Source organism: Pontibacter sp. HJ8, from assembly GCF_054824225.1.
The window spans coordinates 1-2,144 of the sequence record NZ_JSYF01000230.1 but is presented as its reverse complement, the minus strand read 5'-3'; the positions used below and the strand labels follow the sequence as shown (position 1 = coordinate 2,144).

Annotated in this window: 1 protein-coding gene; it reads right to left on the bottom strand. The window is 56.5% G+C overall.

The annotated features are described in order from the left end of the window. Positions 1-2,144 (bottom strand): S8 family serine peptidase (locus OB13_RS10860; RefSeq protein ID WP_461490187.1); only part of this gene is annotated, 2,144 nt, incomplete at both ends.

The following is a 2,144-nucleotide window of genomic DNA, read 5'->3' as shown; positions in this document are numbered from 1 at the left end:
TTGGGGTCTTGCCGTTACGCTCCAAAGCATACTTCTGCAGTCCCAGGGCCTGCACCAGCGAGTACGCTACCTCCGCCCGGTTTACCTTCCCGTTGGGGTTGAACTTACCCGGAGCTGCCGGCAGCATGATGCCGTTATAGACATGGTTGGCGTCGCGCAGGGCAGCCCCTTTGGCCACAATAGATTCAGCCAGCAGGTTTCGCTCTTTCACATCGGTTAGCGAGAAGGTACCATCTACCGGGAGGAACTGGCGGATGCCCTCTCCCATCATCAGGTAATCGGCCATGTCAATGCGCTTCAGCAGCTCATCCGGTCTGTAAACGCCCCCTTTCAGACCATCGGCCAGGCGGGCACTTACCGCCAGTTTAATGGATGCTTCCGCAGGATGCCCGGCAATGTCACTCAAACCGGTCGTGCCGGCAGCCGTCATCATATTCACCACGCCTTTGATCTCTTCCGGGAATGCCACACCATTCAGTCCGGAAACTTTGACTGTCCAGGTTCCGGCTTCAGGGGAAGCTACGGCAACACCACGGTCATAGCTCATCGCAAACAGCACCGGGATACCGGATCTGGTCTCAGCACCGCTCGGCGATACCAGCGACAAGTTTACCGGGTTGCCCGTTTCACCAGCCACACCTTCTGTCCTGATCTTCGCTTCGATGGCCGTAGTACCGGGAGCCACATCGAAGGTATAGGAGTTTGTTGCGGTAGTGGCCGGATTGAAGCTGATGGTATAGTCAAGCGTTACATTGTTTGAATTGACATTGCTGTTGAAAGTTCTGTTCAGGTTCAACGTTGAGCCATAGGGTGCCGCCATACGGAAAGCCTTGTCTACGGCAGCATAAGCGTTTACATAGCCGGCGCCCACTTCCCATTTCTCCCTGTTCGGAATGTTGGTGGCTGTCTCCTGCAAGATCTGTTTTACCTGCGCTACCGTTAGCGAAGGGTTTGCATCCAGCAGCAGCGCCACGATACCCGCCACATGCGGTGCCGCCATGGACGTGCCGCTCATGTGGGTGTAGTAGGGCACGTGTGCGGGCTCCAGTTCCGTCGCATCCTTGTCAGCCGACAGGGAAGATACCGGCGCAATAACACGGGTAGCAATGATGTCCACGCCGGGTGAAGTTACTGTAGGGCGATCTTCCCAAGTATAGGCGGTGCCATCGAGCGTAAAAGATCCTCCTTTGCCTTTTATCCCTCTGGAAGAGAAATCGGCCAGGCGGCCGGACTTATCGCCTGCCGCAACGGCAATGACCCAGGGGGCTTTTTTATACTGCCCGGTCATGGTACCGGAGCCGGGACCGGAGTTTCCAGCTGAGAACACCACCACGATGTTACGGTCCACGCAACGCTTGGTAGCCAGCGTGATCGGATCGGCAGGATTGACCTCGGTGCCGGTGTCGCTGGTGGTACCGAAAGAGTTGGTGATCACGCGGATGTTGTAGCGTGCCTGGTTCGTGATGGCATAATCAAAGCCGGAGAGTACGTCCAGCAACAGCAAAGCGGCGCCAGAGCCATAGCCGATCAGGTCTGCACCCGGAGCCACGCCTTCGTACTTGCCCTGCGAGGCCTGCCCGGTGCCGCCGGCTATACCTGCCACGTGTGTACCGTGCCCACCTGTTGCGTCGGTATTCGGCACGTTTTCCAGGATGAGGTAGGGCAGGATAGACGATACCGCATTCAGGTTAGTGGCTGCCGTCACGTTCTGTTTCAGGTTACGGCCAAGCTGCAGGTCCGGGTGCGTCCCATCTACCCCGCTGTCGTTCACGAGAATGCCGATGCCTTTGCCGGAAACAGGAAACCCTCCGTTTTTGCTTGTCAACAGAGGGTCGGTTCTAAGTTTGTCTACACCTGTCAGGGCGGTAGCTGTGTTGTTCTCGTACTGCAGGGACTCGTTAAGGTATAGCGAAAGTACCCGGGAGCTTTTGGCCAGCAACTCTACCTGAAGGCCTGTAGCCAGTATACCTGCTATGGGCAGCGACTGGAGGGTAAGCCCCTTGGTTATACCTGCCTGGGTAAGTGTGGTGAGGTCAAGCAGTGAAGGGGCGCTGCTTCCTTTGAAAGTTACAACTACCTGGACCAGTTTGGTCTTGTCGGTAATTGCCTCCTTGAGTTTGCTGTCTACGTAGGCCTGTGCAAAA